The organism is Chryseobacterium oryctis, assembly GCF_025971925.1.
Classification (GTDB): Bacteria; Bacteroidota; Bacteroidia; order Flavobacteriales; family Weeksellaceae; genus Chryseobacterium; species Chryseobacterium oryctis.
Map to the genome: position 1 here is coordinate 618,109 of NZ_JAPDHV010000002.1, position 18,075 is coordinate 636,183.

At 33.2% G+C, this 18,075-nt stretch carries 15 protein-coding genes; 9 read left to right on the forward strand and 6 right to left on the reverse strand.

Annotated features, from left to right (window positions below; all coding sequences use genetic code 11):
* Positions 1-30 precede the first annotated feature (30 nt).
* Positions 31-2,811, reverse strand: a complete 2,781-nt coding sequence (locus OH806_RS06660; protein WP_264742981.1) for a bifunctional aconitate hydratase 2/2-methylisocitrate dehydratase — start codon at positions 2,809-2,811, stop codon at positions 31-33.
* A gap of 268 nt (positions 2,812-3,079) precedes the next feature.
* Here OH806_RS06660 and OH806_RS06665 point away from each other — a divergent pair, with 268 nt between their 5' ends.
* The 8 genes from OH806_RS06665 (at position 3,080) to OH806_RS06700 (ending at position 12,486) form a co-directional block, all read left to right on the forward strand.
* Entirely contained in the window at positions 3,080-3,847 is a 768-nt protein-coding gene (locus OH806_RS06665; protein ID WP_264742889.1) for a WG repeat-containing protein, read from the forward strand.
* A gap of 230 nt (positions 3,848-4,077) precedes the next feature.
* A complete protein-coding gene (locus OH806_RS06670; RefSeq protein ID WP_264742890.1) occupies positions 4,078-6,183 on the forward strand; it encodes a TonB-dependent receptor in 2,106 nt (701 codons plus the stop codon).
* A gap of 318 nt (positions 6,184-6,501) precedes the next feature.
* On the forward strand, positions 6,502-7,248 hold the full coding sequence (locus OH806_RS06675; protein ID WP_264742891.1) for an HU domain-containing protein: 747 nt from the start codon (positions 6,502-6,504) through the stop codon (positions 7,246-7,248).
* Positions 7,236-7,778 (forward strand): acyl-CoA thioesterase, encoded by a 543-nt coding sequence (locus tag OH806_RS06680; RefSeq protein WP_264742892.1) that lies wholly within the window; start codon positions 7,236-7,238, stop codon positions 7,776-7,778. Before OH806_RS06675 ends, OH806_RS06680 begins: the two co-directional genes overlap by 13 nt.
* Before the next feature lie 101 nt (positions 7,779-7,879).
* Complete coding sequence (locus OH806_RS06685; RefSeq protein WP_264742893.1) at positions 7,880-8,809, forward strand: 2-hydroxyacid dehydrogenase; 930 nt, start codon at positions 7,880-7,882, stop codon at positions 8,807-8,809.
* Between the two features lie 138 nt (positions 8,810-8,947).
* Positions 8,948-10,210: a serine hydrolase domain-containing protein gene (locus OH806_RS06690; RefSeq protein WP_264742894.1), complete on the forward strand. Its 1,263-nt coding sequence runs from the start codon at positions 8,948-8,950 to the stop codon at positions 10,208-10,210.
* 25 nt (positions 10,211-10,235) lie between these two features.
* Positions 10,236-12,023 (forward strand): Ig-like domain-containing domain, encoded by a 1,788-nt coding sequence (locus OH806_RS06695; protein WP_264742895.1) that lies wholly within the window; start codon positions 10,236-10,238, stop codon positions 12,021-12,023.
* Between the two features lie 4 nt (positions 12,024-12,027).
* On the forward strand, positions 12,028-12,486 hold the full coding sequence (locus OH806_RS06700) for a heme-binding domain-containing protein (RefSeq protein WP_264742896.1): 459 nt from the start codon (positions 12,028-12,030) through the stop codon (positions 12,484-12,486).
* Between the two features lie 36 nt (positions 12,487-12,522).
* Here the strand turns inward: OH806_RS06700 and OH806_RS06705 are convergent, their stop codons facing one another.
* The 5 genes from OH806_RS06705 to OH806_RS06725 form a co-directional block, all read right to left on the reverse strand.
* Entirely contained in the window at positions 12,523-13,038 is a 516-nt protein-coding gene (locus OH806_RS06705) for an NUDIX hydrolase (RefSeq protein WP_264742897.1), read from the reverse strand.
* Entirely contained in the window at positions 13,035-13,952 is a 918-nt protein-coding gene (gene xerD / locus OH806_RS06710) for a site-specific tyrosine recombinase XerD (RefSeq protein WP_264742898.1), read from the reverse strand. The genes OH806_RS06705 and xerD overlap by 4 nt, the downstream gene beginning before the upstream one ends.
* A 6-nt stretch (positions 13,953-13,958) precedes the next feature.
* On the reverse strand, positions 13,959-14,381 hold the full coding sequence (locus OH806_RS06715) for a deoxycytidylate deaminase (RefSeq protein ID WP_264742899.1): 423 nt from the start codon (positions 14,379-14,381) through the stop codon (positions 13,959-13,961).
* Positions 14,382-14,432: 51 nt separating this feature from the next.
* The gene (locus OH806_RS06720; RefSeq protein WP_264742900.1) at positions 14,433-15,200 is read right to left on the reverse strand and encodes an enoyl-CoA hydratase/isomerase family protein; all 768 of its coding nucleotides are present in this window, start codon (positions 15,198-15,200) and stop codon (positions 14,433-14,435) included.
* Between the two features lie 113 nt (positions 15,201-15,313).
* Positions 15,314-16,801: a catalase gene (locus tag OH806_RS06725; protein WP_264742901.1), complete on the reverse strand. Its 1,488-nt coding sequence runs from the start codon at positions 16,799-16,801 to the stop codon at positions 15,314-15,316.
* 125 nt (positions 16,802-16,926) lie between these two features.
* Here OH806_RS06725 and OH806_RS06730 point away from each other — a divergent pair, with 125 nt between their 5' ends.
* Entirely contained in the window at positions 16,927-17,877 is a 951-nt protein-coding gene (locus OH806_RS06730; protein ID WP_264742902.1) for a LysR substrate-binding domain-containing protein, read from the forward strand.
* The last annotated feature ends 198 nt before the right edge of the window (positions 17,878-18,075 follow it).

The window sequence follows — 18,075 nt, forward strand, 5'->3', positions numbered from 1 at the left end:
TAAAAAGTCTTTGACTTAATTCAAAATCTATTAATGACCAACCGTTACCAATTCTTTGATCGATGGGACGAAAGTTGTTAAATCAATTCCTTCAACAGCTGTTTTGTATTCGTCGATGCTCGGAATTCTTCCCATTACTGCAGATAAAACTACAACCGGAGTAGATGCTAATAACGATTCACCTTTTTTACGGTCGGAATCTTCTACAACTCTTCCTTGGAAAAGTCGGGTAGAAGTTGCCAAAACAGTATCTCCTTTTTCAGCTTTTTCCTGGTTACCCATACATAGGTTACATCCAGGACGCTCAAGGTACATCATATTTTCATACTGTGTACGGGCTTCGCCTTTCGGAGCAGCATCGTTGAATTCAAAACCTGAATATTTCTCTAATAATTCCCAGTCGCCTTCAGCCTTTAATTCATCAATGATATTATAAGTTGGAGCCGCAACTACTAATGGAGCCTGGAATTCTACTTTACCATTTTGTTTTTCAAGATTTCTCAACATTTGAGAAACAATTTTAAGGTCGCCTTTGTGAACCATACAAGATCCCACGAAACCAAGGTCAACTTTTTTCTCACCTCCGTAGTAAGTAAGATCTCTGATTGTATCGTGTGTATATCTTTTAGAGACGTCCTCATTGTTTACATCCGGGTCTGCAATCATTGGCTCAACGATTACATCTAGATCAACAACTACCTCTGCATAATATTTTGCATTAGCATCCGGAGTTAAAGCTGGTTTTTCACCAGTTCTTATTTCCTCGATTCTCTTGTTTGCTTTATTAATTAACCCTTGAAGAACATGGTTTTTATTGTCCATTCCTTTGTCGATCATAATCTGGATTCTGCTTTTTGCTATTTCCAAAGATTCTATCAAAGTTTCGTCCTGAGAAATACAGATAGAAGCCTTAGCTTTCATTTCTGCGGTCCAGTCTGTGAATGTAAATGCCTGGTCAGCAGGAAGTGTCCCGATATGAACCTCAATAATTCTTCCCTGGAAAACATTTTCACCATCAAATTGCTTCAACATCTGAGCTTGGGTTGCATGAACTACATCACGGAAATCCATGTGTTCTTTCATATCTCCTTTGAAGGTCACTTTCACAGATTCAGGGATTGGCATTGATGCTTCACCTGTTGCCAAAGCTAAAGCTACAGTTCCTGAGTCGGCTCCGAAAGCAACACCTTTAGACATTCTGGTGTGAGAGTCACCTCCGATGATGATTGCCCATTCGTCAACCGTAATATCATTAAGAACTTTGTGAATAACGTCTGTCATTGCATGATATTCACCTTTCGGGTCACGCGCTGTGATTACTCCGAAATCGTTCATGAATTTCATTAATTTAGGAATGTTTGTCTGAGCTTTTTTATCCCAAACTGATGCCGTATGACATCCTGACTGATAGGCTCCGTCTACGATTGGAGAAATAACAGTTGCAGCCATAGACTCTAATTCCTGAGCAGTCATCAAACCTGTCGTGTCCTGAGAACCAACAATGTTTACCTCTACACGAACGTCAGAACCAGCGTGTAATACTTTTCCTGGAGTAGTTCCTACTGCATTTCTGTTGAAGATTTTTTCAACAGCAGTAAGACCTTGTCCCTCAATAGAAATTTCTTTAGAAGGAGCAAAAACTGTCGGAGGTGTAATTCCTAAAGTTTTTGCAGCAAATGTTTGGATTTTTTTTCCGAAAACGATTGCGTAAGAACCACCAGCTCTGATGAATTCTAACTTTTGAGGAGTAAAAGATTTTGAAATATCTTTCAATTCTTTATCTCCATTGTATAATTTCTTTTCTTTAGTATTGATTGTTAAAACTGTTCCTGTTGCTACAGAATAAGCTTCTTCTAAAACGATTTCCCCATTCTCATTACGAACCGGATTTCCATTTTCGTCTAGTTTTTTCACCCAGTTTTGAAGGTCGATTCCGATACCTCCGGTAACGTCTACTGTTGTAAGGAAAATCGGAGAAATACCGTTTGTTCCACCTACAATCGGAGCAATGTTTACAAAAGGTACATAAGGACTTGCTTGTTTTCCTGTCCAAAGTGCTACGTTGTTTACACCTGACATTCTTGAAGATCCAACCCCCATTGTTCCTTTTTCTGCGATCAACATTACACTTGCATCAGGATGTTGTGCTTGTAAAGCTTTGATTTGTTCCTGAGCTTCCGGAGTAATCATGCATTTTCCATGAAGTTCACGATCTGATCTTGAGTGTGCCTGATTTCCTGGGGAAAGTAAATCGGTAGAAATGTCGCCTTCACCAGCAATGAAAGTAACAACTTTAATTTCTTCTGCAACTTCAGGAAGTTTAGTGAAAAACTCTGCTTTTGCATAGCTTTCCAAAATATCTTTAGCGATTTCATTCCCGCTGTTGTATGCATTTTTCAGACGTTCTGTATCAGCATCATATAAGAAAACCTGTGTTTTAAGAACTTCGGCAGCTTGTTTTGCAATAGTTTCATCATTACCTAAAGCTAAATCAAGTAATACCTCAATTGACGGACCTCCTTTCATGTGAGATAAAAGCTCAAATGCGAAAGTAGGCGTGATTTCTTCAACCAAAGATTCGCCAAGAATGATTTCTTTTAAAAATTTCGCTTTTACACCTGCTGCACTTGTTGTTCCAGGCAAAGTATTGTAGATGAAAAATTTTAGAGAATTAGCTCTGTGTTCGTTGGCTGTGTCTTTAATCTGATCAATAATTGCGCTTAGTAATTCCGCGCTGTCAATTGGTTTTGGGTGAAGTCCCTGTGTTTTTCTTTCCTCAATTTCTTGGATGTAATCCTGATAAATATTCATAATAATAGAAGTCTTTTCAATTTTAAAGTAGAATATAAGGCTGTTTTTGTAAGTCTGAAGTCGATATAATCTACACATTTTTAATGTGAGATAATATTCTGTCCCAAGTGATTATAAAATGGAATTCTCAAAAATTATCAAACAGTCAAAAATGCTCCCAAAATTACGAATTTTTAATATTTTATGAGGTGAATTTATTTAGATTCTTTATAAATATGAATTTTATAAATTCTATTTTTAGTTGTATTTTTGTAGACAAATGATGAATATGAAAAATGTAGTTATTCTTTTCTGTGTATTTGTTTCGATTACTGTTTTTTCTCAGGCTAAAATTGTTAAAAAAAATCAGATAAAAAACACTCAGAAAACGATTGTTAAAAAGGTTTCTGGAGGATCTCATCCCGAGCTGGATCTTACTATAATTAATGAAGAACTTCCTGCTTTAATTCCTAAAAAAAAGGATGGAAAATTCGGATATATTAACCAAAAAGGAAAATTTGTAATTCAACCGGAATATCATATTGCCGTTTTTTTCTATGAAGACTGTAATCTTTTGAATTCTCCGAATGAAAAAATCAGAAAATTTGGAACCAACGAATATGCTACTGTTGAAAAAGATTTGATTTCTTATAGAATCAACAGGGCAGGAAAAAGAGTGTATCAGTACAAAACATCTGATTTAGGAAAATGTCAGTTAGAATTTAAGGAACAACAATTTCAGGGCTATGTAAAAAATGGCTTCTATGGAATTATTGAAAAATCAAGGTTTTTCAATGCAGAAGATTATAGAGATTATCAGATATATCCTCAGTATGAATATCTTCACATCATGGAAGGAGATGATGTTTCAAACCCAATGATTGTAGCTTCTCATAACGATCGTTTTGGTGTTATTGATATTCACAATAAAATCATTATTCCTTTCGAGTATGATGATATTAAAAGAAATTTTAGCTGGAAATTAGGTAAGATGTTTGAGGTTTCAAAAGATGGGGTGAATTATTATTATATTGATTCTCAAAATAATGCGTATTGATTTTGAGATAAAATATTTTTTGTAATTTCGCTGCTGAAATAAAGGGGTGCTGTAACAGGCTGAGATTATACCCAATGAACCTGGAACGGGTAATGCTGTTTAGGGAATTTAAAATGTACCAATGAAACAATATAGCAATGTACCATTTGATTGTTAGATTGTTAAAATAATAAATTGCTACATTAATTTAATCCGCCCCTTTTATTCATTAAATTTTAAAGATTTATAGAATGAAAGGTTTATTTTTTTTAGGGCTTACCGTAGGCTCTTTCGCTTTTGTACAAGCGCAAAATACCGATTCCTTGAAAATAAAGGAAATTGAAGCTGTTAATTTTACCAAAAGACTTCCTGTTGCCAAAGAAATTATCAACGTTGCAAAAGATGTGGATGGTCGAAACCTTGGTCAGGATTTACCTGTTCTTTTAAAAAATCAAACTTCTGTTATTTCTACTTCTGATGCAGGAAACGGAGTAGGATACACTGGTTTTAGAATTCGTGGAGTTGCAGGAAGGGGAATTAATGTAATGATGAACGGAGTTCCTTATAATGATACAGAGAGCCAGGGGACTTTTTTTGTAAACGTACCTGATTTAACGAGTTCTGCTTCCCAAATTGTGATTCAGAGAGGTGTAGGAACTTCAAATAATGGAGTCTCAGCGTTTGGAGCAAGTATTAATGTCATTTCTAAAGAACCTGAAGAAAAGTTTTATTTCAAAACAGATGACAGTTATGGATCATTTAATACCTATAAATATTCTGCTGAAATAGGTTCTGGAAAATTCTGGAAAAATCGCCTTTCTGTAATGGGTAGATATACTCATATCAATTCGGATGGGTATATTGACAGGGCATTTTCAAAACTTAATTCTTATAATTTTACAGCTCTTTTTGAAGAAGGGAAAACCAGAATTCGTTTCATGGCTTTTGGCGGAAAAGAAAAAACGTATCAGGCTTGGAACGGAATAGACAGAAAAACTTGGGGGACTGACCCGAAGTTTAATTATTCGGGAGCTATTTATGACTCAAATTGGGAAAATATTGTTGGTTTTTACGATAATGAAACAGATAATTACAGACAAAATCATTATCAGTTGCTTTGGGAACAAAAATTTAACAATCGTTGGAATTTAGAAACGACTTTGCATTACACCAAAGGTAAAGGGTATTATGAAAATTACAAGCAAGGAAATCCTTTCACAAGATATAATTTACCTGATTTTAATAATGAAAAATATTCAGATTTTATCAGAAAAAAATGGTTGAATAATGACTTTTACGGAATTGTTTCAACATTGTATGGGAAATTTGAAAATCTTGACCTGAATTTCGGAGCTGTCGCCAATCAATATTATGGAAAGCATTTTGGAAATGTAAGCGGAGTTTTTATTCCTGAAATTAATGAGCATGAATATTACAGAAATCGTTCTGTGAAAAGTGAAGCTGCAGGTTTTGCAAAAGCATTGATTAAAGTAAATGATTTTGAGTTTTTTGGAGATTTACAGCTTAGATATATCGATTATGATACCAAAATTCTAACGGAGGGAGATGATGAAGGTGGTAATTTGAAAAAAAACTGGCTGTTTTTTAATCCTAAAGCAGGTGTGAATTATAGAATCAATAATGGAAAGCTCTTTCTTTCGTATGCACATGCGCAACGTGAGCCGAACCGCGATGATTTGATGGCTGATAATAATGTGAAAGCCGAAAAACTTCATGATTTTGAAGCTGGAATTGAAAAACAGTTTGGTACTCTATCTTTGACTGCAAATCTCTACTATATGTATTATGTAAATCAGTTGGTTCTAAACGGAGAATTGAATAATGTAGGAGCTTTTATCAGAACAAACTCAGGAGAAAGTTATAGAAGAGGTGTGGAAATTGGAGCTTTGGCGAAACTTACGAAGCAATGGGAGCTTTCAGGAAATGTGAGCTTGAGCCAAAACAGAAATTTAGATTTTAAGATTGAGAATGAAACAGTGGTGAAAAAGTTAGGAAATACTCAAATATCTTTCTCTCCTGATGTGATTGCTAATTTAAGTTTGAAATTTATTCCTAATAAAAATTTCCAATTTGCTTTGATGAATCAATATGTGGGTAAACAGTATCTTGACAATTCTGAAGATAAAAATTTACAGTTAAAAGATTATTTTCTGACTGATTTTAATGCTCAGTATCAGTTTAAAATTAAGAACAATGATATTGCTTTGAAATTGTTGATAAACAATCTTTTTAATAAAAAATATGTGAACAATGGAGCGGTTTATGATGGTGCGCCCTATTATTTTTCCCAGGCGGGTACGAACTTCATGTTCGGAATCAGCTGGAAAATTCAGTAATATACATTATGAATATTTTGCATTGATATAAACGTAAAATGTTAGATTTAATTTTCAAGACTACTTCGGTAGTCTTTTTTGTATTATGTAAAAATGTGTTTAAAAATTATGAAATGTTTAAAGATTAAATGTTTTGTTTGATTAATGATTTTATAATAAAATGGTGATATTGGGGTTTTGAATTTAAAAAAGCAAAATGAATCTTATGACTATTGGTTTATAAATTAAAAAATATAGGTTTTATTCATATCATTTTCAAGACTTTTGTACAAATAAATGCAATAAAAATTCGTGAAAAAGTTATAAATTTGCCCTCAAATGAATATTTCAGCTTACATTTTAGAATATCTGAAACAATTTGGTACTGTTACAGTTCCGGAATTTGGCGTGTTTTCTTTAGAGAACTCCAAAGCGATTATTAATTCTGAAAACGGAAGTATACTTCCTCCTGCGAGAAAAATTGCCTTTGTTCCTGATTATGAAATTCAGTCCGATGAACTGATTTCTTTTATTGCGGAACAAAAACAAATGTCTTTTGAGGCTTCAAAAAGTGATTTGAAAATTCAGACAGACTTTTGGAAAAAGAAACTTCAGGCAGATCAGTTTTTAGAAATTCCTAACCTTGGAAAGATTGTAATTGAAGATTCAGAGTTTCATTTTAACGGAAATAGAATAGAATCCGGTCATCCTGACTTTTACGGATTGGAAGAAATCAAAATTTCAGATATTAAGAACAAAGAGAAATCCGGGATGTCTGAAAAACCACAACAAGAATATAAGCTTTGGAAATCCTTTGTTTGGATTTTACTTATTATTCTTCCTGTTGGGGTAATTGCTTATTTGGGAATTACCGATCCGGAAGTTCTTTTTGGGAAGCCTTCTTTCCAGAAAGAGAAGGATTCTATCAAAGCTGAACTGAGCAAACCAAAAGTTGTAGAAATAGATACCATAAAGCTAGAAATGGATTCTACAATGATGAAAATTGCAGATTCTCTGAAAAAAGATTCAATCAGTAAAGTTCCTGCAATTTCAAACAAGAACACTAAGAATAAATGGCAAAAGTAAAAACGGCGTCAGAATCTCTGACAATTATGACTAATATAGTTCTTCCGAACGAAACCAACTCTTTAAGGAATCTTTTCGGAGGTGAGCTTTTGGCAAAAATGGATCGTTGTGCATCTATTTCTGCTGCGAGACATTGTGAAAGAAGGGTAGTAACTGCTTCTGTAAATCATGTTTCTTTCAATCATCCTATTCCTGAAGGAGGAGTTGTGGTGTTGGAATCTAAAGTTTCAAGAGCATTTTCAACTTCAATGGAAATTTATGTAGATGTTTGGTTGGATGACCCGATTAATCAAACGAAAGTTCATACCAACGCAGGAATTTACACTTTTGTTGCAGTAGACGAATTCAACAGACCTATTCCAATTCCGGAAATGGTACCGGAAACTGAAGAAGAGAAAGAAAGGTATGCTGCGGCTTTCAGAAGAAAAGAATTATCTCTTATTCTTTCAGGAAGAATGAAACCTTTGGAGTCTGTGGAGCTTAAAAAACTTTTTCAGGAACCGCAAGATTCTGACAAAGACAAGAAATAAAACAAATATTTTATAAGACTAAAATGCTTTTAAACTTTGCTGAGTATCGTTGCTTTTGCAAGATTAAAGGCATTTCTTTTTTTACTTAAATCATTTTGAAAATGAAAATTCTCCTTTTAGATAAAAACCATCCACTTATTACTGAACAACTTTTAGCGAAAAACTTTATTTTGGAAGAAGATGTTACTTCAAGTTATGGTGAGGTTTGTGCTAAAATTGAAAATTACGATGGAATTATTATCAGAAGTAGAATTCCTTTAGATAAAAACTTTCTTGAAAAAGCAAAAAATCTGAAATTCATTGCCAGAGTTGGTGCAGGAATGGAAAATATTGATATTCCTGTTGCTGAGAAATTGGGTATTAAGTTAATTAATTCTCCTGAAGGAAATAGAGATTCTGTGGCGGAACATGTTGTAGGAATGTTACTGATTTTAATGAATAGATTATTTATCGCTTCTCAAGAAGTGAAAAATGGTGTTTGGTTGCGTGAAGAAAACAGGGGAGATGAGCTTTTAGGAAAAACCGTTGGTTTAATAGGCTATGGGAATATGGGAAAAGCTACTGCAAAAAGACTTTCAGGGTTTGGTTGTAATGTGATTTTCCATGATATTTTACCGAATCTTTCAGATGAATATGCAACACAGGTGAGTTTGGAAGAATTAAAAGAAAAAGCGGAAGTTTTAAGTTTGCATATTCCTTTGACAGATGAAACTCATTATTTAATTGATGATTCTTTTATTTCCGAAATGAAAAATGAGTTTTATTTTGTGAATACAGCACGAGGAAAAAACGTAAAAACTAAATATTTAGTTGATGGTTTGAGGTCAGGGAAGATAAAAGGAGCATGTCTTGATGTTTTAGAATACGAAAAGTCTTCATTCGAGAATTTAGAAATAGAAAATGAAGATTTAGAATATCTTTTAAAGTCTGAGAAAGCTATTGTTACTCCTCATATTGCAGGATGGACTCACCAAAGTAAGGAAAAACTGGCGCAAGTGATTGTTGATAAAATCATTGCATCTTTTGGGTAAATAATATTTTCATTTATACAAATTAGGATAGCTTTATTTTCGACCTTTTTTGTAATAATGTTAAATAATTCATAATTCGAATTGAATATTTAATATTTATTTTGAGTTTTATTAAATTGCCGTTCATTTTTGAAACTCATGAAGAAGCGTAATTTTGTACTTGTTTTATCAGCCTTTTTATTATTTTTTTCTTGTAAAAATAAATCTGAAAATAAAGAATCTTTAACTAAAAGTAGTACAAATCTTCCTAATTACGGAAATGTAGATTTGGAGAAAGTTTTCACAAAAACAGATAATCAGCTTGTAAATAAAGCCTCTCTTGTTAACTATATAGACCAGTATTATAAAAAGGTTTGGGAAGTAGGAGATTTAAGTGGAGGAATTTTGGTGGCAAAAGGTGATGATATTCTATATGAAAACTACAGAGGTTTCGGAAGAGAAGGAAATCAAATGCCAATTGATAAAAACACACCTCTACATGTGGCTTCGGTTTCGAAAACAATGACCGCAATGGCAATGATGAAGTTGGTGGAAGCTGGAAAAATAAAGTTAACTGATAATTTAACTCACTTTTTTCCTGGTTTTCCTTATCCGAATGTGACTGTTCAGAGTCTGTTGTCTCAAAGAAGTGGACTTCCTAAATACGAATATTTTATTACAAAAGTTCAACCAGAACCGGCGGAACTTTCAAAGCCGTTCTTATCCAATCAGGACATTTTGAATATGATTATCAAATACAAACCTGATTTAGCGAGAGAAACCGAAACAGGGTTTATGTATTGTAATACAAATTTTGCTTTATTGGCTTTGTTAATAGAAAAAGTTACTAAAACTCCTTTTCCACAAGCGATGAAAGAAATGGTTTTTGAGCCATTAAAAATGGAGCATAGTTTTATTTTTCAGGAAAAGGATATTCCAACTGCTGCTCAGTCTTTTTATTTTGGAGGGAACAGATTATATCCTTTAGATAGATTAGATTTGATTTACGGAGATAAAAATGTGTATACAACACCTCGTGATTTGTATAACTTCTCTAAAGCGATGTTTTCTAAAGATTTTTTAAAGCCTGAATTGAAGAATATGGTTTTCACTCCCTACAGTAATGAAAAACCGGGAATGAATAATTACGGATTAGGATTTAGAATGAAGATTTTTGATAACGGTGAAAAACTGACTTATCACAACGGTTGGTGGCATGGTACAAACTCTGTTTTTGCTCATTTACTGAAATCAAAAGTTACCATTGTCGCTGTCGGGAATAAATATTCAAATAGAGTTTATACGGCATTGGCTTTATCAGGATTGTTCGAAGATTTTCCTATACAGAAAGACAAGCTTCATAGTGTCATGAATGATAATAAAGATACTTTGAATAACCAACATGAAGTTTTTGGAGAATAATGTTTACTTTTGCTTAAACATATTCATGAAGAGATTTCTTATATTAATTATATTGGCTTTCCTTGCGCAATCGTGTGCAAGAGTTGGGTCACCTGTCGGAGGACCTAAAGATTCTTTGGCTCCGAAATTTTTAAGTTCAAATATTGATACAACCAGAGTAAATGTTTCTAGAGATATTCGGGAACTTCGTTTAGATTTTGATGAGTATGTTACTTTGAAGGATATCACTAAAAATTTAATTATTTCTCCTCCCATCAAAAAGATTAAGCGTATTCTTCCTTCCGGAATTGCCAATAAATATGTTTTGATTCAATGGGAAGATACTTTACAGGCAAATACAACTTATAACTTTAATTTTGGAAATTCAATTGCAGATAATAATGAGGCAAATGTTTTACAATATTTCAATTTTGCCTTTTCTACAGGTGAAAGATTGGATGATTTATATATCAGTGGAGAGGTAAAAGATGCGTTAAATATCAAAAAACAGGCAAACTCTACAGAAAATAAATTGGTAGTTGGTTTGTATCAGGATAAAGACACGATTAATTATAAGCAGAAGCCTTATTATATTACTAAAGTGGATACAGACGGATATTTTGAACTAAATTATCTCTCACCCGGAAAGTATAAAATTATTGCATTTGAAGATGAAAATGGTAATTCTGTCTATGAGCCGGGAAAAGAAAAAGTTGGTTTTCTGAAAGAATCAGTCGATGTTGAAAAGTCTGTTTCCGGATTAAATTTAAAAGTTTATCCCTCTAAAAGACCTTTGAAATATGGTGAAATGAAAGAAACCCAAGGAGGAATTATAATGACTTTTGACGGTCACCCCAATGAGGTGAAAGTTCTTTCTTTAAATGATAAAATTCAGGACTATAAAATTACCCACACTCTAAAATCAGATACGGTAAGAATATGGTTTGATGCCGTAAAAAGTAAAGTAGGGCAAGAAGTAACTGAAAATTTGAAGTTTAGTTACGATGCTGATAAAAAGCAGGATACGGTTTCTGTTTTCTATAAGCACAATGCTAAAAATAAAATGACTATTGCTAATAATGGAGAAAATTTATTGCCTCCTAAAACGGATTTTAAAATTACTTCAAACTATATTATTAATAAAATTGAGCCAGAAAAATGGACTCTTAAAACTGATAGTCTAACGACACATAATTTTACAGCGAAAATTTCTGAGACCAATCCTTACCAAATTTTGGTTCAGTCTGATTTTGAAATAGGTAAAAAATATCAGCTTACAGTTCCGAGTAAAACGGTAAGTTCGTTTTATGAGAAAACTTCAGACCCTTATCGTTTCGATTTTGAAATTGACAAGGTTGAAAACTATGGAAGTTTAGAATTTAAACTTCAAAATAGACCTCAAGCTCCTTATTGGATTCAACTTTTAGATAATTCTGAAAAAGTATTGTATCAGAAATATGTAAATAGTGATGAGGTTAAGTTTAATATTTTAAAGCCATCGGAATATATTGTAAGGATATTGGTTGATAATAATGGGAATAAATATTGGGATGAAGCAGATTTTGAACAAAACGTTTTTGCAGAAGATGCTTTTGTTTACTATAAGACAGCATTAGTAAGGCCTCTTTGGGATTCTGTTGAGACTTGGGATTTAAAAGATACAAGAACGCTTGATAATCCTAAAGGAACTGTTGGTGCTACTCCTTCGGTTGTAACAGAAGAGTCTAAAAAAGATGAAGAGAATAAAGAAGAAAGGCAACCAGTTTTGCAAGATGTTAATAATAAAGAATTGAAGTCTAAGAGTGCAGTTGTAACACCTGTTAAGAAACTTTAAAATAATGAAAACGGTAAAGAAGGTAGTATTATGGAGCTTGGTTGTATTTGCATTGATTCAGTTTATACCTATTGATAAGGTGAATAAACCGGTTGACCACAAGGTTAATTTTATTGAAACAAAAAAAACTCCTGAAAAAATTGCTAATTTAATAAAAGGAGCTTGCTACGATTGTCACTCCGATGAAACGGTTTATCCTAAATATGCTTCTATAGCACCAATATCTTGGTCTGTGAGAAGTCATATTAAAGAAGGGAGAAAGCGTATGAATTTTTCAGTGTGGGAAACTTATAATAAAGATTTAAAACAAAATATACTGAAAAGATCTGTGGAAACAATTCAGCTTAGATTAATGCCGCTTCCGGGATATATTGTGTATCATGAAGAGGCTAATTTGTCGGAAGCAGAAAGAACTTTATTGGCTAATTATTTTGAAGAAATTTTAAAATCAAATAATTATTAGAATAAAAAAACCGTAGAAATTTCTACGGTTTTTTTATTAATTTGAACTTAAATAAGTTTCAAAAAATTTCTTCTGAGAGTCGAATGCTATCTCATCAAGGTTCAATTCATTCAGCGGAATCCATTTTGCTTCAGAGATTTCTGAAAGCTCAAGATTAACTTCAAATTTCTCCTGAACATTGTATTCGTAGAACAGATCAATTGTATTATAATTAATCTCTTTGTACTGATAAACATTCGGAAGGCTCGTTAAATATTTTAATTTTGAAATATCAATATCCAGTTGCAGCTCTTCAAAAAGCTCACGCTTACAAGTTTCTTCAGCATTTTCTTTTGGGTCTACAAAACCTCCTGCAAGATCCAGTTTTCCTTTTTTCGGGTCACGGTTTCTTTTTGTAAGATAAATTTCATCTCCATATCTTATCACTACAGCTACCGCACCTGCAACATTATTGTATAAGGTAAAACCACAATCAGAACAACTCCATTTTTTTTCATTGTTCCATTGTAAAGATTCTTTACCGCAATTTGGACAGTATTTCAATATTTTCATTGAGCCAAATTAATATTATTTCTTGGATGATAATTTAATATTACATCACGAAGTTCTTCTGTTTTCAAATGGGTGTAAATTTCTGTTGTAGTAATACTGGAGTGTCCTAGCATTTCTTGTATATAACGTAAATCTGCCCCATTTTGTAATAAATGTGTAGCGAAAGAATGTCTGAACGTGTGAGGAGATATTTTCTTGCTTACTCCGGCTTTGTCAGTCAATTCTTTTATGATAAGAAATACAATTACCCTAGACATTGATGTTCCTCTGCTGTTTAGGAATAAAGTGTCTTCATATTTCTTATTGATTTTGCTTTTTGAACGTACCTCGTTAATGTAGCTTTTCAGCAAATCTGCAGTATAATCGGCTAAAGGAACAAAACGGGTTTTATTTCCTTTTCCATTAACTTTGATGTAATGTTCTTTGAAATTGATATTAGATATTTTTAAATCAATAAGCTCAGACACACGAAGTCCACATCCGTAGAGAACTTCAATAATGCATTGATTTCTTCTTCCTAAATCTGAATTAATTTCTATCGCACTGATAATTTTATTAATATCAGGAAGGCTTAAAGTATCAGGAAGATACAGTCCTAATTTTGGACCTTCTAATAAAGCAGCAGGATTGTCGTCTCTATATTCGTCTTCAAGTAAGAACTTAAAGAAGGCTTTTATAGAAGAAATCCACCTTGCTTGCGATCTCTCACTGAATTTTTGTTTTGAAAGGTTGAAGATATATTCTTGCAGATTTTCGTATGCAATAATATTAGGACCCATATTTTCCAGGTCTTCTTCAGCGTATTCTTTTAATTTTTTGATGTCTCGTACGTACGCGTCGAGTGTGTTTTCTGAAAAATTTCGTTCAAAACGAAGAAAAATTTCAAAATCCTTAATCTTTTCATCCCAAGTCATGTTGTGTTATTTTTTTAGTTCACAATCCGATATTTGTATTATTTCAATGTCATGGTTTCTCAAGAACGATATTCCATCGTCATCAGAATACTCATTGATGTACACTAATCTGGTAATTCCAGCCTGTAAAATAAGTTTACTACATTCTTTACAAGGAGATAATGTGAGATACAACGTTGCGTCTTTTGCAGATTGGGTGGAAGCTGCTAATTTTAATATAGCATTTGCTTCTGCGTGTAGCACATACCAGTGTGTTTTTCCTTCAGTATCCTCACAGCAATTTTCAAATCCTGAGGGAGTACCATTGTAACCATCTGAAATAATCATCCTATCTTTTACGATAAGAGCTCCTACCTGTTTTCTTTTACAGTAGGAAAGTTTTGCCCATTCTAGAGCCATTTTAAGATAAGCTTTGTCAAACTTATTCATACCGCTGCATTGTTTTTTGTTTCGAAATAATTTGTATTAAGGGGGGATTGTTTAGAAGTTTGGCTTTCTTTTTTCAATAAAAGCTGACACTCCTTCTTTTTTATCATCAAGTTCAAAAACTTCTCCGAAATGTTTAATTTCAGTTTCGAAGCCTTTATCCGTATCAGATAAGTTCACGGCATTTATTGCCTTCGATATTGCCATTGGTGAGTTCTTGGCAATAATAGATGCTAATTCTTTTGTTTTGGTTAATAATTCTTCAATTGGGTATACTTCATTTACCAAGCCAATTTCCTTTGCTCTTTGAGCGGGAATCATTTTGGCAGAGAAGATCATTTCGTTGGCAATGCCTTTTCCGACAAGCTTTGGAAGTCTTTGGGTTCCTCCATAACCAGGAATTAATCCTAATGTTACTTCCGGAAGTCCCAATTTAGCATTTTCCGATGCGTATCTGATGTGGCATGCCATGGCAAGCTCTAGTCCTCCTCCCAATGCAAAGCCGTTTACGGCTGCAATGACAGGTTTATTCATGTTTTCAATTTTATTAAAAAGTGAGTTTTGACCATTTCTGGCCAATTGTTCAGCTTCTTCTTTACCAAAGTCAATAAATTCTTTAATGTCGGCACCTGCAACGAAAGATTTTTCGCCACTTCCTGTAATTATAATTGCTCTACAAGAAGTGTCAGCATTAAGTTCACTAAAGGCATCACTCAGTTCTTTAATTGTTTGAGCATTTAAAGCATTTAAACTTTCAGGTCTGTTTATTGTAATAGTAGATATTTTATCTTCTTTATTTAATAATATGTTTTCGTAACTCATTTCTCCACTATAATATATTATTTTTGCAAATTATGAAATATTTTACAAAAAGAGGAAAAAAAGCATATTTTTTTCCTCTTTTTTTGTATGTGCTACTTTCAAAATAATTATAATTATTTTGAATGATTCATCATATCGGTATCAATATTTATATTTAATTGAGAAGCTACTTTCATGCCAAGCTCAATATTAGCCCTGAAAAAATGACATAACTGACGGTTGATAATTTCATTTTTCTTAGGTCCATCAATATCTTTCATGCTTCCAACAATGTTGTCAATCAAGTTCTTTCTGTCCTCAGTATTCATTGCTTTTGAGAATAATAAACCTGGTTGGGTGTAGTGGTCATCATCATTTTCATTTCTATTGTAATTGGCAACATGCGCACTGTCTAGCTCACATTCGTAGTTTTTGTATGACGAATCTGGTTTAATATTATCAAAACTATTCGGGAAGTAGTTGGGCTTGTCCTGATAATGGCTTGAATCTGCCATGAATCCGTCTCTTTGATAATTATTAACTTCAAAAGGACATCTGTTAACCTCTAATTGATGAGAGTTTACACCAACTCTGTATCTGTGAGCATCTGGATAAGAGAATAATCGTCCTTGAAGCATTTTATCAGGAGAAAAACTTATTCCGTTAATTAAATTGCTTGGTGAAAAAGTTGATTGTTCTACGTGAGCAAAATAATTTATGGGAATTTCATTCAATTCCATTTCTCCAACTTCGATAAGAGGGAAGTCTTCTTGAAACCAGACTTTGGTAACATCAAAAGGATTCCATCTAAAATCTCTTGCCTGTTCTTCTGTCATTACCTGTATGTACATTGTCCATTTCGGGAAATCTCCATTTTCAATAGCGTTACAAAGGTCTTCCTGAGCGAAATCAGGGTTTTCGCCCGCCATTTTTATAGCATCGGAATTAGTGAAATTTTTAATTCCTTGTTTTGTTTTAAAATGGAATTTCACCCAAACCCTTTCATTATTATCATTAATCATTGAGAAGGTATGAGAACCGAAGCCGTGCATATGTCTGTATCCATAAGGTGTTCCTCTGTCAGACATTAAAATTAAAACCTGATGAAGAGATTCGGGATTTAAACTCCAGAAGTCCCACATCATGGTCGCGCTCTTTAGATTTGTTTTAGGAACTCTCTTTTGAGTGTGAATAAAATCAGGAAATTTTTTAGCGTCTTTAATAAAGAAAACCGGAGTGTTGTTTCCTACTAAATCCCAATTTCCATCTTCTGTATAAAATTTTAGAGCAAAACCTCTTGGGTCTCTTGCGGTATCTGCGCTACCCTTTTCTCCACCTACAGTAGAAAACCTAGCAAACATTTTGCATGAGTTTCCGACTTTAGAAAATAACTTTGCTTTGGTGTATTTGCTTATATCGTGTGTTACGGTAAATTTTCCATAAGCTCCACTTCCTTTTGCATGAACAATTCTTTCGGGAATTCTTTCTCTCACAAAATGAGCAAGGTTTTCCTGAAGTATAAAATCCTGCAATAAAACCGGACCTCTAGGTCCAACAGTCTGAGAATCCTGATGCTCGAAATAAGGAGCGCCGCTACTTGATGTCAGTTTTTTAGAATCCATTAGCTGTGATTTATGTTAATTTTCTTTCAAAGATAGCTAATGAATATTCCATTGTCAAATTTATTTGAAATTATAAGTGCTAATAGCAAAAACATTTTATCTTTGTAATAGATAATATTAATCAAATGAACATTCAGCAGTTGGAATATCTTATCGCTGTAGATAAGTATAAACATTTTGGAAAAGCAGCTCAGGCTTGCTTCATTACGCAGCCTACTCTTAGCGCAATGATACAGAAATTTGAAGATGAACTGGATGTAAAGGTTTTTGATAGAACCACACACCCGATTCGTACTACAGATGTGGGGCTTCAGATTATTGATCAGGCTAAGCTAATTATAGAATCTGTCAATGAGTTGAAAAATAAAGCCAACCTGTTGAATAATATTTTGGGAGGAACTATAAATTTAGGAATTATTCCTACCGTGTCTTCATTTATTTTGCCTACTGAAATTTTTAAGTTTTTGGAGGAAAACCCGAAAATACAGATGAATGTAAAAGAAATGACAACCGATAATATTATCAAGGCGTTAAAAGCGGGAGAGCTGGATGCTGGTATTATTTCTACTCCTTATGATACAGCGGGTGAGTTTTACCAAGACTTTTTATTTAATGAAGAGTTGATGATTTATAGTTCGGATACAGAGGCTAATAAAAAGAACTCTTATGTTGTTCCTGAAGAGCTAAATGTAGATAAAGTTTGGCTGCTTGAGGAAGGTAACTGTTTAAGAAACCAATTTGAAAACATTTGTCATTTGAAGGAAAATACTTTGAAACCCAAAAACTTAGATTTTCTTGCATCTAATATTCAGACGTTGGTACATATGGTTGATAAGGTCGGAGGAATTAGTATTTTGCCTGAGTTGGCATTGAGTCAGCTTTCTGATGAGCAAAAGAAAAATGTTTTCAGATTTAAAAAACCTTTCCCATATAGAGAGATAAGTATTATCTATTATAAGCCGACATTTAAGCAAAAAATTATTGATGAATTATCTCATTCTATAAGAACTTCATTAGAACAAAGGCTTAATTATCATGAAAATCCAAAGGAATTCGTAAGCATAAAGCCACAATAATTTATATATACTAAAGGAGATATAAACCATTCGTTTAAAGAAATTTATAATTTGTAAATAAAAATTTTGAGTATTAAAAAATAGTACTTAAATTTGCCAACGTTTACGAACGAGGAAAAATTTGACCTGATTGCAACCTCTATAAAAAAATGCTAAAACAGTATTTCTTTTTAGGCTTCATGGCAATTTATTCTTAAT

Coding starts and splice junctions, on each gene's coding strand:
- OH806_RS06660 (WP_264742981.1), bottom strand. CDS start 2,811: ATGAATATTTATCAGGATTACATCCAAGAAATTGAGGAAAGAAAAACA.
- OH806_RS06665 (WP_264742889.1), top strand. CDS start 3,080: ATGAAAAATGTAGTTATTCTTTTCTGTGTATTTGTTTCGATTACTGTT.
- OH806_RS06670 (WP_264742890.1), top strand. CDS start 4,078: ATGAAAGGTTTATTTTTTTTAGGGCTTACCGTAGGCTCTTTCGCTTTT.
- OH806_RS06675 (WP_264742891.1), top strand. CDS start 6,502: ATGAATATTTCAGCTTACATTTTAGAATATCTGAAACAATTTGGTACT.
- OH806_RS06680 (WP_264742892.1), top strand. CDS start 7,236: ATGGCAAAAGTAAAAACGGCGTCAGAATCTCTGACAATTATGACTAAT.
- OH806_RS06685 (WP_264742893.1), top strand. CDS start 7,880: ATGAAAATTCTCCTTTTAGATAAAAACCATCCACTTATTACTGAACAA.
- OH806_RS06690 (WP_264742894.1), top strand. CDS start 8,948: ATGAAGAAGCGTAATTTTGTACTTGTTTTATCAGCCTTTTTATTATTT.
- OH806_RS06695 (WP_264742895.1), top strand. CDS start 10,236: ATGAAGAGATTTCTTATATTAATTATATTGGCTTTCCTTGCGCAATCG.
- OH806_RS06700 (WP_264742896.1), top strand. CDS start 12,028: ATGAAAACGGTAAAGAAGGTAGTATTATGGAGCTTGGTTGTATTTGCA.
- OH806_RS06705 (WP_264742897.1), bottom strand. CDS start 13,038: ATGAAAATATTGAAATACTGTCCAAATTGCGGTAAAGAATCTTTACAA.
- xerD (WP_264742898.1), bottom strand. CDS start 13,952: ATGACTTGGGATGAAAAGATTAAGGATTTTGAAATTTTTCTTCGTTTT.
- OH806_RS06715 (WP_264742899.1), bottom strand. CDS start 14,381: ATGAATAAGTTTGACAAAGCTTATCTTAAAATGGCTCTAGAATGGGCA.
- OH806_RS06720 (WP_264742900.1), bottom strand. CDS start 15,200: ATGAGTTACGAAAACATATTATTAAATAAAGAAGATAAAATATCTACT.
- OH806_RS06725 (WP_264742901.1), bottom strand. CDS start 16,801: ATGGATTCTAAAAAACTGACATCAAGTAGCGGCGCTCCTTATTTCGAG.
- OH806_RS06730 (WP_264742902.1), top strand. CDS start 16,927: ATGAACATTCAGCAGTTGGAATATCTTATCGCTGTAGATAAGTATAAA.